At 63.6% G+C, this 14515-nt stretch carries 14 protein-coding genes and 1 tRNA gene; 5 read left to right on the top strand and 10 right to left on the bottom strand.

The window, feature by feature from the left end; genetic code table 11:
- Positions 1–22 precede the first annotated feature (22 nt).
- From GRI68_RS10690 to GRI68_RS10670, 5 genes are all read right to left on the bottom strand, one after another.
- Positions 23–1615: an NAD(P)/FAD-dependent oxidoreductase gene (locus GRI68_RS10690; protein ID WP_160617230.1), complete on the bottom strand. Its 1593-nt coding sequence runs from the start codon at positions 1613–1615 to the stop codon at positions 23–25.
- A 105-nt stretch (positions 1616–1720) separates the two neighbouring features.
- The gene (locus tag GRI68_RS10685) at positions 1721–2407 is read right to left on the bottom strand and encodes a PilZ domain-containing protein (protein ID WP_160617229.1); all 687 of its coding nucleotides are present in this window, start codon (positions 2405–2407) and stop codon (positions 1721–1723) included.
- Positions 2408–2548: 141 nt separating this feature from the next.
- A tRNA-Leu gene (locus GRI68_RS10680) sits at positions 2549–2633 on the bottom strand.
- A 79-nt stretch (positions 2634–2712) separates the two neighbouring features.
- Positions 2713–2991 carry an integration host factor subunit beta gene (locus GRI68_RS10675; RefSeq protein ID WP_160617228.1) on the bottom strand — a complete coding sequence of 93 codons (279 nt, stop codon included), beginning with the start codon at positions 2989–2991 and terminating at the stop codon, positions 2713–2715.
- A gap of 119 nt (positions 2992–3110) precedes the next feature.
- Positions 3111–3455, bottom strand: coding sequence for a GntR family transcriptional regulator (locus GRI68_RS10670; protein WP_160617227.1), 345 nt, complete (start codon positions 3453–3455; stop codon positions 3111–3113).
- Positions 3456–3622: 167 nt separating this feature from the next.
- Here GRI68_RS10670 and GRI68_RS10665 point away from each other — a divergent pair, with 167 nt between their 5' ends.
- The 5 genes from GRI68_RS10665 to GRI68_RS10645 all read left to right on the top strand — a co-directional run bounded on the left by GRI68_RS10665 (position 3623) and on the right by GRI68_RS10645 (position 9497).
- Positions 3623–5497 (top strand): peptide MFS transporter, encoded by a 1875-nt coding sequence (locus tag GRI68_RS10665; protein ID WP_160617226.1) that lies wholly within the window; start codon positions 3623–3625, stop codon positions 5495–5497.
- Between the two features lie 67 nt (positions 5498–5564).
- The gene (locus GRI68_RS10660; protein WP_160617225.1) at positions 5565–6956 is read left to right on the top strand and encodes an amidohydrolase; all 1392 of its coding nucleotides are present in this window, start codon (positions 5565–5567) and stop codon (positions 6954–6956) included.
- On the top strand, positions 6953–8323 hold the full coding sequence (locus GRI68_RS10655) for an amidohydrolase family protein (protein WP_160617224.1): 1371 nt from the start codon (positions 6953–6955) through the stop codon (positions 8321–8323). Before GRI68_RS10660 ends, GRI68_RS10655 begins: the two co-directional genes overlap by 4 nt.
- Positions 8320–8802 (top strand): FKBP-type peptidyl-prolyl cis-trans isomerase, encoded by a 483-nt coding sequence (locus GRI68_RS10650; protein ID WP_160617223.1) that lies wholly within the window; start codon positions 8320–8322, stop codon positions 8800–8802. Before GRI68_RS10655 ends, GRI68_RS10650 begins: the two co-directional genes overlap by 4 nt.
- A gap of 11 nt (positions 8803–8813) precedes the next feature.
- Positions 8814–9497 carry an NnrU family protein gene (locus tag GRI68_RS10645; RefSeq protein WP_160617222.1) on the top strand — a complete coding sequence of 228 codons (684 nt, stop codon included), beginning with the start codon at positions 8814–8816 and terminating at the stop codon, positions 9495–9497.
- Positions 9498–9522: 25 nt separating this feature from the next.
- Here the strand turns inward: GRI68_RS10645 and dxs are convergent, their stop codons facing one another.
- The 5 genes from dxs to purH form a co-directional block, all read right to left on the bottom strand.
- Positions 9523–11445, bottom strand: coding sequence for a 1-deoxy-D-xylulose-5-phosphate synthase (dxs, locus tag GRI68_RS10640; protein WP_160617221.1), 1923 nt, complete (start codon positions 11443–11445; stop codon positions 9523–9525).
- A gap of 40 nt (positions 11446–11485) precedes the next feature.
- Positions 11486–11950, bottom strand: a complete 465-nt coding sequence (locus tag GRI68_RS10635) for a Fur family transcriptional regulator (RefSeq protein ID WP_160617220.1) — start codon at positions 11948–11950, stop codon at positions 11486–11488.
- Between the two features lie 41 nt (positions 11951–11991).
- The gene (gene msrA / locus GRI68_RS10630; RefSeq protein ID WP_234028780.1) at positions 11992–12645 is read right to left on the bottom strand and encodes a peptide-methionine (S)-S-oxide reductase MsrA; all 654 of its coding nucleotides are present in this window, start codon (positions 12643–12645) and stop codon (positions 11992–11994) included.
- Positions 12646–12647: 2 nt separating this feature from the next.
- Entirely contained in the window at positions 12648–12770 is a 123-nt protein-coding gene (locus GRI68_RS13900; protein WP_267902104.1) for a hypothetical protein, read from the bottom strand.
- A gap of 148 nt (positions 12771–12918) precedes the next feature.
- Positions 12919–14505, bottom strand: a complete 1587-nt coding sequence (purH, locus tag GRI68_RS10625) for a bifunctional phosphoribosylaminoimidazolecarboxamide formyltransferase/IMP cyclohydrolase (protein ID WP_160617218.1) — start codon at positions 14503–14505, stop codon at positions 12919–12921.
- Between the last annotated feature and the right edge of the window lie 10 nt (positions 14506–14515).

Raw genomic sequence — 14515 nt, 5'->3', positions numbered from 1 at the left:
CCTCTTGCGATCGAGTGGGAGATCAGGCCGCTTCGCGGTTCCGGGCGGGTTCGCAGCAATCATCTTCGCCCACGCGTTCCGGTACCGGCATCAAGGAATTGAGCGCGGCTGCCTGGTCTGCGCTGACGATCTTCTTCGCACCGATTTTTTTCTGGGCACCTTCATCGCCGGACTCGTGATACTCGGCGTCTTCGTTGACACACCAGGTATCGTAGATCCTTTCGCCGGCGACGATATTCTCGACCGTGAGCATCGCGGTCATCATGGCGTGATCCTGGTTGTTGTACCGGTGCATGCCGTTGCGGCCCACGAGGTGCAGCGTCGGATGCTTCGCTTCCAGTTCGGCGCGCACGGCGTCGACATTGGCGGCGTAATCCTCGTCATAGACCGGATAGGCCTTTTCCTGGCGCACGACCGCGCCGCCGATGACCTGGTCCTTCTTGATTAGGCCGAGCTGGACCATTTCGTTCGATGCGAGCTCGACGAGGTCTGCGTCGCTCGAGGCCCACAACCCGTCGCCTTCGAAGCAGAAATATTCGAGGCCGACACAGGCGACGCCATCGTCCGGCACCATCTCGGGCGACCAGGAGCGGAAGTTCTGGACCCGGCCGACCTGGACCTTGCTGTCGTGGATGTAGATCCAGTTGTCCGGGAACAGGTCCCCGTCCGACCGGATCTTGAGCGCGACGGTCAGGAAGTCACGATATTTGAGGTTCGAAGCGTCGAGCGATGCGTCCGGCAGCGGGCTCAACCGTGCCGCCATCTCGCGCATCGGGGCCGAGCTGATGGCGTGGCGCGCGGTGATGACTTTCTCGCCATCGGGGCCGGTCGCGGTCATCCGCCAGCCATCCTTGCCGTCACTCGCGAGTTGCTTGAGCGCGTGGTTCATAAGTACCTCGCCCTTGCCGGTGGCGACGATCTTGTCGCGCGCGGCGTCCCACATCATGCCCGGGCCGAGGCGCGGATAGCGAAAGCTCTCGAGCAGCGTCTTGGCCTGCATCCCGTCATTGGGCTTCTTGTTGAGGCCGAGGCTGCGCTTCATCCCGTCGACGACGGCGCTCCAAAGCGAAAGTCCCTTGATCCGCTGGGCGGCCCAATCGGCACTCATCTCGTCGCAGGGCATGCCCCAGACCTTCTCGGTGTAGGTCTTGAAGAAGATCGAATAGAGCTTTCTGCCGAACTGGTTGGTGGTCCAGTCCTCGAAGCTTCTCACCTTTTCGATCGGGAACAGCTTGTAACGCAGGTAGCTCAGCATGCAGAGCGACGAACGCCACACACCCAGATTGCGCAGCGCTTCGAAGGCGCGCAGCGGGTAGGAGTAGAATTTGCCCTCGTAATAGATGCGGCTCATCCGCGGGCGCTCGATGAAATCGTCCGGCAGGATCTCGTTCCACAGATCGACGACTGCCTGCGATTTGGAAAAGAAGCGGTGTCCGCCGATGTCGAAACGATAGCCTTCGTGTTCGACCGTGCGGCTGATACCGCCGACATAGGTCGCGTCCTTTTCGATGATTGCCACCGAAAGTCCCTGCTTGGTTAGCAGGTAGCCGGCGGTCAGCCCCGCCGGTCCCGCTCCGACGATCGCAACATCCACATCGTAATTCTTGCCAGTCATTCCAGACCCCCGTTTGCGTCACCTGTTGGGGTGTGAAGGGGTTTGGCTAATACATGGTTAAAGCAACGCCGGAATCTGCGCTTCCGGATCTGGTTGAGGGTCGTTTCAGCGAAGATCGATGCGCCGTAGCGGGGCCGCAGGATCAGAGCGGATGCCCTTGCGCGCGCTCTGCTGGCGCTGCAGCTGGTAGACGAGCAGAGCCAGCTCGTCGAACTGGAACGTGTCCTCGAATGCCAGGCCGTAGGTATCGCCGTCCCTCCAGCGGACCTGGGCCGTCACCGCACGCATACCTGTGATGTTGAGCAGCAGTCGTTGCGCTTGAGCCAGTGGCTGCAGGGTGTCGATCCGGGCCCCCTGCTGGGACAAGTTCTCAAGCGTCGCCCTAGCTCTCTGGTCGCCGACTTGAATATCTGTCTCGAGCTCGAGGTTCAACCGCACCCCGCGTTTGGGATAAGGCGTAAGCTCGTTGACCAGCTCTTCGAGCGCGATCTTCTCGGTGAACCTGAAACCGGCCTCGTTGTCCTTCTCCCACACCTTTTCGATCGGATAACGATGCGCCGAAGCAAGCTCGAGCTCCATCTCGGCGTCGGTGGGCAGGGGGTGGAAAATACGGGCGCGGAAGCCGCCGACCGACGCATCGCGCAGGACGCATAGGAACTCGCCCTGCGAGGTAACGAGCTTCGCGGTGCGCATGAGCAAGCGCAGGCGATCTGCCTCGCGCTGATCTTGGTTTTCCGGCGTATCGGCGGAAAAGGACGGGCTCGGGTTGTCGTGACCAGCGAGTCTCTGCACGCGGCGCACCTCCAGATTATATCGAGATGCGTCCGTCCTTCACATCAATGTCAGCGTCTCCAGATAACGGCCAGAAGTTAACAGGCCGTAAAGAATGCAAGATGCTGACAGTGCTAGAAAATTAACCTTGGGCCATGGATGTGGTGCGGGTGGTGGGACTCGAACCCACACGAGCAAGGCTCAGGGGATTTTAAGTCCCCGGCGTCTACCATTCCGCCACACCCGCACAGGGCCGCACTGGCCTAGCGGGCAGCCGTCAAGCTTGTCCATCGCTTGTTTGAGCCAGGCGATGAAGCCCGGCGCACTCAGTCGTTGAGCCGCTCGCGGATCGCCTTGCCCGCCTTGAAGAACGGCACGCGCTTGGCCGGCACTTCGACCGCTTCCCCGGTACGGGGATTGCGACCCGTACGGCCTTCGCGATGACGCGTCGAAAACGCGCCGAAGCCGCGCAGTTCCACGCGGCCGCCTTCGGCCAGCTGGGTGGTGATTTCGTCGAACATGATGTCGACGACGTGTTCGACTTCTTCCTGCTTGAGGTCCGGATTGCGGCGACTCAAGGCATGGACGAGTTCCGAACGGATCATAATGTTGTTCTCCGATTACCAGCCGGTGCGACCCAAATCCGATTGGAAAACAAGTGGGCAAAGCGGGTCCGTGCCAGAGCGATGGCGGTTTCGCAATGGTTCTGCGTCAAATCGGCGCTTCAGCCCAGTGCCATCAGTTCGTCGAAGGAAATGTCGAGCCGCTCGATCCGGTCGCGGATGTCAGGCCATTCCTCATCAAGGAAGCGCTCGCGCTCCCGCGTCAGCAACCCATGCCGCGCACCATCCGCCACGAACATCCCGATCCCGCGCCGCACTTCGACCTGCCCATCCTGCTGGAACTGCTGGTAAGCCTTGGCGACGGTGAGCGGATTGGCTCCCTCCTGCGCGGCGAAGGCCCGGACCGAAGGCAGCATCTCGCCTTCGCGATAGCGACCGTCGATGATCGCAGCGGCGATCTTGTCGCGGAGCTGGAGGTAGATCGGGCGGGAGTCGGCAGCGCTCATGGGTGAGGCAGTGCCATAATACAGCGCGTCGGGTCAAGGGTGGAAAAACGACGCTGCTGCGGCGAATTGGTGAAACAAAATCTTCACTTTGCGCAATTCGTCGCTAGTGTGCCGCGATTGAAGAGGGCGCTTGCGAAACAGGCGGCGCGGGAATCAAGGGATTTTTCATGAAAGATATGGGGCTTTGGAACTATGCCGACTGGGCCGCGCTTGTCGCGGCCGTCGTACTCGGCGCATTTCTCATCGGGGGCGCCTGGGCGATCACCCGCCCGCAGGAAGAGGTGCTTGGCCACCCCAAGGGCCTGTACATGCTCTTCTTCGCGGAGATGTGGGAGCGTTTCTCCTACTACGGTATGCGGGCGTTGCTCACCCTGTACCTCGTCAAGCACTGGCTGTTCGAGGACGGTGATTCGAACCTGATTTACGGTGCCTATACCAGCCTCGTTTACATCACTCCGGTGCTCGGTGGCTGGCTGGCCGACAAGTATCTTGGCCAGCGCAAGGCGGTGCTGTTCGGCGCGGTCCTGTTGACGGCCGGCCACTTCTTCATGGCGTTCGAAGGCAATGGCACGGGTTATGAAAACGATCCGACCATCAACATCTTCTGGCTCGCTCTGGCCCTGATCATCGTGGGTTCGGGCTTCCTCAAGGCGAACATCTCGGTGATGGTCGGGCAGCTTTATCCGCGCACCGACATCCGCCGCGACAGCGCCTACACCATCTTCTACATGGGGATTAACCTCGGTGCCGCCACGGGCGTGCTGATCGCCGCCTATATCGGCGAAACCGTGAACTGGGCGTGGGGCTTCGGCCTGGCCGGCTTCGGCATGCTGCTCGGCCTCTTCGTGTTCGTACTCGGCAAATCGCTGCTTCGCGGAAACGGCGAGCCGCCGGTTCCGGCCAAGCTCAAGGAGAAGGTCGCCGGGATCAATCTCGAATGGCTGCTCTATGGCGTAGGCCTCGTCGGCGTCGCGGTGATCTGGACACTGATCCAGTATCAGGAAGCGGTTGGCTGGATTCTGCTGCTGTCGGGCATCTGCCTCCTCGGTTACGTTCTCCAGCAGGCGCTCTATCGCCTGCCTGGCGAGGACGGGAAGCCCAGCACGGGGTCGACCAGCACGATCTTCTATGCCGGAGTGCTGGTGTTGCTCGCCTCGGCGGGTCTGATGATCGCGCAGGGTGGATCTGGGACGATTTCGAACATCGGCCTGATTGCCGGACTTGTCCTAGTGTTGGTTGCGTGCTTCGGCGAAGCGAAGAAGCATGTGAACTATGCCCGCGACCGTGTGTTCGCGATGATCTTCGTGATCCTGCTGATGCCGTTGTTCTGGGGACTGTTCGAACAGGCCGGTGGTTCGATGAACCTCTATACCGACCGCTATGTCGATCGCGGCGGTATTCCGACGACGTTCTTCCAGTCGATCAACCCGATCTACATCATACTGCTCGCACCGCTCTTCGCCGGGCTGTGGCAGTGGCTCGCACGGACCGGCAAGGAACCGTCGGCGATCGCCAAAATGGGACTCGGCATCGTCCAGATGGGTCTCGCTTTCGTGGTGTTCGTCTGGGGTGCGCAGCAGTTCGGCGTGACTGGTGCCAATGGCGCGCTGCTTACGCCGGTGCTGTTCCTGTTCCTGTTCTATCTGCTGTCCACCACGGGTGAGCTGTGTCTCTCGCCGGTTGGCCTGTCGGCGATCAACCGTCTGTCGGTCCGCCACATGGCGAGCCTGATGATGGCGGCGTTCTTCTTCGGCACCGCCGGAGGGAACTATGTCGCCGGGTTCATGGGTTCGCTGATGGGTGAGGGCGAAGGCGGGGAAATGACCCGTGACGCCGCACTCGACCTCTATCAGACGATGGGTTGGGTCGCGATTGGCGTTGGCATCGTCGTCACGATTATCAGCCCGCTGGTGAAGAAGCTGATGCATCTCGACAAGCTGGCCGACGACGATGTGGGTGACGACCTTGCCGGCCAGGCCGAAGGGCCGGGCGAAGCGCAGGGCGCAGGGATCCATCCGGCGATCGATCCGAAGCGCAGCTAATGCGACTTAAAAAGGGCGCGGGAACTTCGGTTTCCGCGCCCTTTCTCGTTTTCGAAGAGGGGCAAGAATGAAACGTTTCCATCGATTGGCCGTGGGCGTGGGGCTCGCGAGCCTCGCACTGGCAGGCTGTGCCACCACCGGTTCCTCCGATGCCGCCAGCGCATCCGACACCAAGGCCACGCGCGGCCGTTCGGGCGCGGACCCGGCCCCCTATGCCTCGACCTACAAGCCCTATCCGGGCGTGCCGACCGCACTGGTCGGAGCGACGGTCTATGACGGGGCGGGCGGTGAGATCCGCGATGGCATCGTGCTGTTCGCCGATGGCAAGGTGGTCGGCATCGGCGATGCCTCGCTCACGGTGCCTGCCGGCTATACCCGCATCGACGGGACGGGGAAATTCGTCACCCCCGGGATCATCGATATTCACTCGCACCTGGGCGATTACCCGACCCCCAGCGTGCAGGCGCATTCGGATGGCAACGAGGCGACCAGCCCGACAACGCCCGAAGTCTGGGCCGAGCATTCGGTCTGGCCGCAGGATCCCGGCTTCACCCGCGCGCTCGCCAATGGCGGGGTCACCGCACTGCAGATCCTGCCCGGCTCGGCGAACCTGATGGGCGGTCGCTCGGTCACGCTCAAGAACGTGCCGAGCCGCACCGTGCAGGGAATGAAATTCCCCGGAGCGCCCTATGGCCTCAAGATGGCCTGCGGCGAAAACCCCAAGCGCGTCTATGGCAGCCGCGGCCGCATGCCTTCGACCCGGATGGGCAATTTCGCGGTCAACCGCCAGACCTGGCTCGATGCCAAGGAGTATGACGGCAAGCGTCGCGACCTCGCCAAGGAAACGCTGAAGGGCGTGCTCGATGGAGAGATCCTCGTCCACAACCATTGCTACCGCGCCGACGAGATGGCGCTGGTGATGGATATGGCGAAGGAGATGGGCTACAAAGTCACCGCGTTCCATCACGCGGTCGAAAGCTACAAGATCGGCGACCTCCTGCGCGAAAACGAAGTTTGCAGCGCGGTCTGGGCCGATTGGTACGGCTTCAAGATGGAAGCCTATGACGGCATTCCCCAGAACGCCGCGCTGATCCACAATCAGGGCGCTTGCGTGATCATCCATTCGGACGATGCCAACGGGATCCAGCGCCTCAATCAGGAAGCGGCCAAGGCCCAGGCCGCCGGACGCCGCATCGGGATCGATATCGCCGACCACAACGTGATTTCATGGATCACCCTCAATGCTGCCAAGGCGATGGGGATCGCTGACCTCACCGGCAGCCTCGAAGCGGGAAAGATGGCCGATGTGGTGCTGTGGAACGGCGATCCGCTGAGCGTCTATTCGCGGCCCGAAAAGGTCTGGGTCGATGGGGCGCTGCTGTTCGATGCGATGGATTCCAAGCGCCGTCCGGTCAGCGATTTCGAACTCGGCCAGCCCGGTGAAGGAGACGTGAAATGATCCGCCAGACTTTGCTCGGCGCGGTGGCCGCGCTCGCCTTCGCCCTGCCTGCCGCAGCGCAGGATTTCGCGATTACAAACGCCACCGTTGCGACGGGGGACGGCTCGGAGCCGATCGAGAATGCGACGATCGTCGTCCAGAACGGGCGCGTGACCGCCGTCGGCTCCGGAGTGCCGGTGCCTGCCGGCGTGCCTGTTGCCGATGGCGCGGGGGCCTGGGTCACGCCAGGCCTGTTCGCTACCGTCACCGAGCTGGGCCTGTGGGATGTCGGCGCGGTCAGCGAAAGCAACGATACCGGCGCCAGCGGCTCGCCGTTCAGCGCCGCGCTCGACGTGGCGCCCGCGATCAACCCGCAGTCGCAGCATGTTAAGGTCAGCCGCGCGGGCGGGATCACGCATGCCGCAGTCGCCGCCATGCCCGCCAGCTCGATCTTCGGCGGACAGGGCGCGATCATCGATCTGGGCGACGATCCCGATCCGGTCGTGCGTCCGCGCGCGTTCCAGGTCGTCGCGCTGGGCGAAGGCGGCGCACGCCGTGCCGGTGGCAGCCGCGTGTCGGCTCACGCATTGTTCCGCAATGCGCTGCGCGAAGCGCGTCAGTATGGTGAGGATGCATCCATATCCGGAACGGCCTCTCGCGCACCCGAAACCCGGACGGGCGACGACATGCCGCTCGATCCGCGCCTTGTAGACAACGAAGCCCAGCGCGACGACGTGCTGCTCTCGCGTTTCGATGCGGCGGCGCTCGTCCCGGTCGTGAACGGGAGCCAGAAGCTCTACGTGGTGGTCGAACGCGCGGCCGATATCCGATCGGTCCTGGCGCTGCGCGACGAATTTCCTGCGCTCGACCTCGTGCTGGTTGGCGCAAGCGAAGGCTGGCTGGTGGCGGACGAAATCGCGGCGGCGGGCGTGCCGGTGATTGCCGACGGGCTCGACGATTTGCCCGGCTCGTTCGAAGAACTGGGCTCCACCCAGAGCAATGTCGGCCGCATGGTGCGCGCAGGCGTGAAGGTCGCGATCAATGCCAGCGCGATGGAACAGCCGCGTTACCTGCCCCAGTTCGCGGGCAATCTCGTCGCCCTGTCGAAGCTGCCCGGTGCCGCCGGGCTGACGTGGGGGCAGGCCTTTGCCGCGATCAGTTCGGTGCCTGCGCAGATCAGCGGGCTGGGTGCCGATGCCGGGACCCTCTCGGTCGGGCAGGCGGGCGATATCGTGATCTGGGATGGCGATCCGCTCGAAGTATCGTCGGCCCCGGTGCGGGTTTATATCGACGGGATCCAGCAGCCGATGGACAATCACCAGACCCGATTGGCCGAGCGCTATCGCGATCTCGACACCAGCGACCTGCCCAAGGCGTATGACTGGTGAGGGCGCTATTGGCTCTCGTGGCGCTCGCCGCCCCCGTCGCGCTCTGGGCGCAGTCTTCGTCCACCGGTGAAGCGCCGGAATACGATCTTGCCTGGCACAATCGCCAGCAGCTCGCGCTGGCCGAACTCGATGCCGCCGATGGCTGGCGGGTCCTCGAGGGCGGGTTGCGCTATCGCCTGATCGACGGCGACGGTTCGGGTAGGAAACCGACGGTCGAGGACACGGTCACCGTGCACTATGCCGGCAAGCTGATCGACGGGACCGAGTTCGATAGCTCATACGAGCGCGGCGAACCGGCGACCTTTCCGCTCGGACGTCTGATCCCGGCCTGGCAGATCGCGATTCCGGACATGGGCGTGGGCGACACGATCGAACTCTACGCGCCCGCCGATCTCGCATACGGTCCGGTCGGCAAGGGCCCGATCCCGGGCAATGCGACGCTGATCTTCAAGGTGGAATTGATCGACGTCCAGGATTGAGGGGAAAAGACATGGTGGATCCGCTGGCCGAACTCGTCGCTGCAAGCGTGGCCTTCGTCGGCTCGCATTTCGCCATGTCCCACCCACTGCGCGCGCCGATGGTGCGGGTGCTCAAGCCGTTCGGGTTCATGCTGGTCTACAGCGCCGCCAGCTTTGCGACATTGTTCTGGATGGTTTCGGCGTTCGGCAATGCGCCGGTGACGACACCGCTGTGGCCCGGCTTCGGCGATTTCAGCTGGATGGTGGCGAGCGTGCTGACACTGGTCGCGATGGTCTTGTTGGCAGGGAGCTTCGCCGGCAATCCCGCCTTTCCGCAGCCGGGCGCTGAAAAGCTCGCCGCGACGAAACAGCCCAAGGGCGTTTTCGCCGTCACCCGCCACCCGATGATGTGGGCTTTCGCACTATGGGCGGTCGCGCATATCATCGCCGCTCCCACCGCGCGCACGCTGGTGGTGGCGACCGCGATCGGCATCTTGGCGCTGGTCGGGGCGCATCTGCAGGATCGCAAGAAGGAGGCCCTGCTCGGCGATGCATGGGCGGCGTGGGAAGCCAAGACCAGCTACTGGCTGCGCTGGGGCAAGCTGCTCACCACAGGCTGGCTGTGGTGGGCGATCGGACTTGCGCTGTGGCTCGGCATTACGCACGCGCATCAGGCGATGGGCGGATGGGCGGCCGGCGTTTGGCGGTGGGTTTGATCCGACCCTCTGCGGTGCTCGACCGTTAAGCCCGCGCCTCTTCCACGCCCGCACTGTTGTGGCGCAGTGCTTTGAGCACCGTTTCGACGATCTGCGGGGCGTTCAGTCCCGCCTCGTCGTACTGCTTTTCGGGCGCATCCTGATCCTGGAACACATCGGGCAGGCGCATGGTGCGGATCTTGAGGCCGCCGTCCAATAACCCGTTGTCGCTGGCGTGGGTCAGCACGTGTGCGCCGAGGCCGCCGATGCTGCCTTCCTCGACCGTGACGACGACTTCGTGGGTCTTCATCAGCCGGTCGATCAGATCGGTGTCGAGCGGCTTGGCGAAGCGCAGATCGGCAACGGTAGTCGAAAGCCCCTTGGCTTCGAGCTGGTCGGCGGCCTTGCGGGCTTCCTCCAGGCGTGCGCCCAGGGACAGGATGGCGACCTTGTTGCCTTCCTTGACCACACGGCCCTTGCCGATTTCGAGCTTTTGCGGCGTTTCGGGCAGTTCGACGCCCACGCCGTTGCCGCGCGGATAGCGCAGCGCGATCGGGCCGTCGTCATATTCGGCCGCCGTATAGGTCATGTGGACCAGCTCGGCCTCGTCGCCCGCCGCCATCACCACGAAGTTCGGCAGCGTGGCGAGATAGGTGATGTCGAAACTGCCCGCATGGGTCGCGCCGTCGGCACCGACCAGCCCGGCACGGTCGATCGCGAAACGGACCGGCAGGTTCTGGATCGCGACGTCGTGGACCACCTGGTCGTAAGCCCGCTGGAGGAAGGTCGAATAGATCGCCGCGAAGGGACGCATGCCCTGTGCCGCGAGACCCGCTGCGAAGGTCACGCCGTGCTGTTCGGCAATGCCGACATCGAAGGCACGCTCGGGATGCGCCTGCGCAAAGCGATCGACGCCGGTGCCGCTGGGCATGGCGGCAGTGATCGCGCAGATGCGCTTGTCAGTTTCGGCCAGCTTGGCGAGCGTATCGCCGAACACGTTCTGGTATGCGGGCGGACCGGCCTTGGACTTGGCCTTTTCGCCGGTCACGACATCGAATTTGGGCACGCCGTGATATTTGTCGGCGCTGTTTTCGGCGGGTTCGTAACCCTTGCCCTTGGTCGTCACGACATGGACCAGGATCGGGCCCTTTTTGCTGTCGCGCACGTTCTCGAGCACCGGGATCAGGTGGTCGAGATTGTGGCCGTCGATCGGGCCAACGTAGTAGAAGCCGAGCTCTTCGAACAGCGTGCCGCCGGTGGCCATGCCGCGGGCGTATTCCTCGGCCTTTTCGAGGCCCGACCAGACCCGGCGCGAGAGCTTCTTCGCGGCTTTCGAGGCAAGCTTGCGCAGCCCCATATATTCGCTGCTCGAAACCATCCGCGCGAGATAGGCGGACAAGCCCCCCACCGGCGGGGCGATCGACATGTCGTTGTCGTTGAGGATCACCACCAGGCGATCACCCGCCTGTTCGGCATTGTTCATCGCCTCATAGGCCATGCCCGCGCTCATCGCGCCGTCGCCGATCACCGCGATCGCCTTGCCGGGATGGTCGTTGAGCTTGTTGGCGACCGCAAAGCCGAGGCCCGCACTGATCGAGGTGGACGAGTGCGCCGCGCCGAACGGGTCGTATTCGCTTTCCGAGCGCTTGGTGAACCCGCTGAGCCCGCCGCCCTGGCGCAGCGTGCGGATGCGTTCGCGCCGCCCGGTCAGGATCTTGTGCGGATAGCACTGGTGGCCGACGTCCCAGATCAGTTTGTCGTCGGGCGTGTTGAAGATGTAGTGGATCGCCACCGTCAGCTCGACCACGCCGAGGCCGGAGCCGAGATGCCCGCCCGATGTGCTGACCGCATCGATCATTTCGGCGCGCAGCTCGTCGGAAAGCTGGCGCAGCTGTTCTGGCTTGAGCTTGCGGAGATCGTCGGGCGTGTCGACCGTGTCGAGCAACGGCGTATCGGGATTATTGACCATGGGGGAAGGGCTTACATTCCCCTCGCGCGCTTGTCGATTGTCAGGATGCGCAATCGGCGCAGGTGCCGCGCAATTCGATCACCGGGCGGTCGGCGGCAAAGCCGTGATCCTTGGCCGCGTTGGAAAGCGCGCCGGTCAACGAATCGTCGTCGAAGTGATCGGCCTTTCCGCAATCGTCGCAGATCAGGAAAATGCAATCGTGGCGGCAGCCCGGATGCGGGTTGGCGAGATAGGCGTTCGCGCTCTCCACCCGCGCGGCGAGATTGGTGCGTACGAACAGGTCGAGGATGCGGTAGACACTGTTGGCGGCAACCCTTTTTCCGCGCGCAACCGAGACATCCTCGGCAATGTCGTAGGCAGACGAGGGGGTGCGACGGGCGACCAGCGCTTCGAACACGCTGGCGCGCATCTCGGTCCATTGCTCACCCGCATCCTTCAGCGACGTGCGCGCGCCATCGACCAGCGCGTCGCCGGACAGTTCGTGATGATGATGGTGTGAGCCCATGGAAAGGAAAGTAGGCGTTCGCCGACGGCGAAACAAGCGCGTCAGTCGCGCAGGAAGTCCTTGCGGTAATAGTCCGGGAATTCCGCGCGCAATTTGTCGATCATCTCGACTTCCTTGCCCTTGATGTCAGCGACCAGCCGGTTCTTCGGGATCCAGTTCTGGTGATAGGCTTCGGCGGGATAGAACTGCTTGTGATCCTCGATCTTGACCGCGATCGGCTTCGCCCATTTGCCGCTGGCATTCATTTGCTGCACGAAACTGGTTGCCACTTCGCGTTGCTCGTCGGTCAGCGGGATGATCGCGGCGCGATACTGGTCGCCGATATCGGGACCCTGACCATTGGCCTGGGTCGGGTCGATGCCGACGGTGAAGAAGATCCGCAGCAATTCGTCGTAGCGGATGAGCTTGGGATCATAGGTGATCCGCACGGTCTCGGCATGGCCGGACGTACCCGTATTGCTCTGTTCGTAAGTCGCGGTTTCCGCGCTGCCGCCATGATACCCGGTCACCGCGCCGCTGACGCCCTTGGTGTGGCTGTAAATGCCTTCGATGCCCCAGAAACAGCCGCCCGCGAGCAGCGCGGTCTGCAAGCCTTCACCCTCCTGCGCGGTGCGCTGGGCGGTCGGGGCGAGCGGGTTTTCGGGCGGGGCCTGGCAGGCCGATAGCGCAAGACCGATCCCGGCCAGCGCCAGCAAGCCTAGGCGATGACGGCGACCAGATCCTGCCACAGGCCGGGCACCAGCTGATTGCTCATCGCGATTGCGGTGACGGCGAAGCCGGCGGCGAAGGCCTTGAAAAGGTCGGAGGTGAAGAGTCGCATGGGTCATTGGTCTTTCAACGTGTGAACCCGAGATAGGGCACACGTCTTTAGCTTCGGTGAATATCATCGACAGGTTTCGGGCCGTTGCGATGAACGGCTTTGCCTGCTCGACGAAACGAAGATCAGGTGGTGGTCGAACCGCGCCGGTTCAATGGCGGAAGTGGCGCATCCCGGTGAAGACCATGGAAAGGCCGGCTTTATTCGCCGCCTCGATCACTTCGTCGTCGCGGATCGAACCGCCCGGCTGGATCACCGCCGTCGCGCCCGCTTCGGCCGCGGCGAGCAACCCGTCGGCAAAGGGGAAGAACGCGTCCGAAGCGACCGCGCTGCCCACGGTGCGGGCTTCGTCCCAGCCATATTTCTCGGCTGCTTCGGCCGCTTTCATCGCGGCAATGCGCGAGCTGTCGCGACGGTTCATCTGGCCCGCGCCGATTCCGGCGGTGGCACCATCCTTGGCATAGACGATCGCGTTGGATTTGACGTGATGGGCGATGGTCCAGGCGAACAGGCAGTCCTTCAATTCCTGCTCGCTCGGCGCGCGTTCGGTCACGGTCTTGAGGTCAGCGGCGGTGATCGCGCCATTGTCGCGCGTCTGCACCAGCAGCCCGCCGGTGATCGGCTTGACCGAAAGGCCGTCGCGGCGCGGATCGGGCAGATCGCCGGTGACCAGCAGCCGCAGGTTCTTCTTCTTCGCAAAAGCTTCGCGCGCGGCATCGCTTACCGCAGGCGCGATCACCACTTCGGTGAAGATCTTGCAGATCGCTTCGGCGGTAGGCCCGTCGAGTTCGGTGTTGACGCAGACGATGCCGCCAAAGGCCGATACGCTGTCGCAGGCGAGCGCGGCTTCCCACGCATCGTGCAGGCTGGAGGCCTGCGCCACGCCGCACGGATTGGCGTGCTTGACGATCACCACCGCCGGATCGCCCCCGGCGAATTCGGCGCACAGCTCGAGCGCCGCATCGGCGTCGTTGTAATTGTTGTAACTGAGCTCCTTGCCCTGCAATTGCTCGGCCTGGGCGATGCCTTTCGCGTGCGCGCCGACGGGCGTGTAAAGCGCGGCCTTCTGGTGCGGGTTCTCGCCATAGCGCAGTTCAACCGGATTGCGCCCGTTGACCGCCAGCATGCCGGGGAAGGTTTCACCCTGATCGGCAAGGGCGAACCACTGGCTGATCATGCTGTCATAGGCGGCGGTAGCGGCAAAGGCCTTGGCCGCGAGCCGCTTGCGGAAGGCGAGCGAGGTGGTGCCGCCATCCTGCAATTCGCCGAGCAGCTCGTCGTAATCCGCCGGATCGGTGACGATCGCGACATATTCGTGGTTCTTGGCCGACGAGCGCACCATGCTCGGCCCGCCGATATCGATGTTCTCGATGATGTCGTCACGCTCGGCCCCGCGCGCCACGGTGGCTTCGAACGGGTAGAGATTGACCACCACCAGATCGATCGCGCCGATCTCGTGCTCGTCCATCGCGGCGGCATGCTCGGGATTGTCGCGCACGGCCAGCAGGCCGCCATGGACCTTGGGGTGGAGCGTCTTGACCCGCCCGTCCATCATTTCGGGAAAGCCGGTGAGGTCAGAGATGTCGCGGACATCGAGCCCGGCCTCGCGCAGCGCGCCCGCCGTACCGCCGGTGGAAACCAGTTCCACACCCATGCCGGCCAGTGCCTTGCCCAGTTCGACCAGACCGCTCTTGTCGGACACCGAAAGAAGTGCCCGTTTCACCTTGACGTCGCTCACGCGTAAAACC

Origin of the sequence: Alteriqipengyuania halimionae, from assembly GCF_009827575.1 — a bacterium.
Lineage (GTDB): Bacteria > Pseudomonadota > Alphaproteobacteria > Sphingomonadales > Sphingomonadaceae > Alteriqipengyuania_A > Alteriqipengyuania_A halimionae.
This window is presented reverse-complemented; position numbering and strand designations above follow the sequence as displayed.

Excerpts from the sequence above, each read along its gene's own strand:
- GRI68_RS10665 (WP_160617226.1), top strand. The coding sequence starts at position 3,623 with ATGAAAGATATGGGGCTTTGGAACTATGCCGACTGGGCCGCGCTTGTC.
- GRI68_RS13900 (WP_267902104.1), bottom strand. The coding sequence starts at position 12,770 with ATGCGACTCTTCACCTCCGACCTTTTCAAGGCCTTCGCCGCCGGCTTC.
- GRI68_RS10635 (WP_160617220.1), bottom strand. The coding sequence starts at position 11,950 with ATGGGCTCACACCATCATCATCACGAACTGTCCGGCGACGCGCTGGTC.
- GRI68_RS10675 (WP_160617228.1), bottom strand. The coding sequence starts at position 2,991 with ATGATCCGTTCGGAACTCGTCCATGCCTTGAGTCGCCGCAATCCGGAC.
- GRI68_RS10660 (WP_160617225.1), top strand. The coding sequence starts at position 5,565 with ATGAAACGTTTCCATCGATTGGCCGTGGGCGTGGGGCTCGCGAGCCTC.
- GRI68_RS10670 (WP_160617227.1), bottom strand. The coding sequence starts at position 3,455 with ATGAGCGCTGCCGACTCCCGCCCGATCTACCTCCAGCTCCGCGACAAG.
- GRI68_RS10645 (WP_160617222.1), top strand. The coding sequence starts at position 8,814 with ATGGTGGATCCGCTGGCCGAACTCGTCGCTGCAAGCGTGGCCTTCGTC.
- dxs (WP_160617221.1), bottom strand. The coding sequence starts at position 11,445 with ATGGTCAATAATCCCGATACGCCGTTGCTCGACACGGTCGACACGCCC.
- GRI68_RS10690 (WP_160617230.1), bottom strand. The coding sequence starts at position 1,615 with ATGACTGGCAAGAATTACGATGTGGATGTTGCGATCGTCGGAGCGGGA.
- GRI68_RS10655 (WP_160617224.1), top strand. The coding sequence starts at position 6,953 with ATGATCCGCCAGACTTTGCTCGGCGCGGTGGCCGCGCTCGCCTTCGCC.